At 67.9% G+C, this 689-nt stretch carries 1 protein-coding gene; it reads right to left on the bottom strand.

Annotation, left to right across the window (positions count from 1 at the left end; genetic code table 11):
* A partial coding sequence (locus tag D0901_RS21020) for an ABC transporter permease family protein (RefSeq protein ID WP_482194156.1) occupies positions 1–676 on the bottom strand: 676 nt, incomplete at its 3' end.
* Between the last annotated feature and the right edge of the window lie 13 nt (positions 677–689).

Below are 689 nucleotides of genomic sequence, written 5' to 3'. Positions count from 1 at the left end.
GTATCGACCACGCCAGCGGCGAACCACTGGCCAGAAACACGATCAACGGCAGACCGACGACCAGGGCGGCACCGATCCGATACATCGGCAGCGCCTTGCCGGTGGCCGCCTGGCGGCGACGGGCGAAGATCGTCAGCGCCACGGTGAGGACCACCGCGACCGCCAGCGCCCAGGGCGTGGCGGCGAACCCCGGCAACGCCTCGGGGGCCGGCACCACCAGGCCGCGCACGTTGAAGAAGATGCTGTCGAACAGCGACAGGCTCTGGCGCGGCTGGCGACGATCTACGTCGAGGCGTTCCGCAACGTGCCGCTGCTGGTGCAGATCCTGTTCTGGTACTTCGCGGTGCTGCGCTCGCTGCCCTCGCCGCGCCAGCAGCCAGTTGGGCGAGAGCCGGGCGATGCCCACCGCGAAGCCGATGATCGTCGCCGCGACGATGCCCAGCACCGAGACCAGCAGGGTGTTGAGCAGGCCGATCACGAAGGTGCGGCCGTAGGTGTCGTCGCTGGTGTAGTCGATCAGCGTCTGGGGGATGGAAAAGCCGGCACGCTCGCCGAGGAAGTCGAAGCCGGTGCGGATGCCGCGGGCCTCGAGATTGGCCAGGGTGTTGTGGACCAGAAAACCGATGAAGACCGCCAGGAACGCGAACAGCAACCCCTGGACCAGGAACGCGAACAGCAACCCCTGGACG

The organism is Modicisalibacter coralii (genome assembly GCF_004117855.1).
In the GTDB taxonomy this organism is placed as follows: Bacteria; Pseudomonadota; Gammaproteobacteria; order Pseudomonadales; family Halomonadaceae; genus Modicisalibacter; species Modicisalibacter coralii.
Note: the sequence above shows the minus strand (reverse complement) of the source record. Positions and strands in the feature narration are given on the sequence as shown.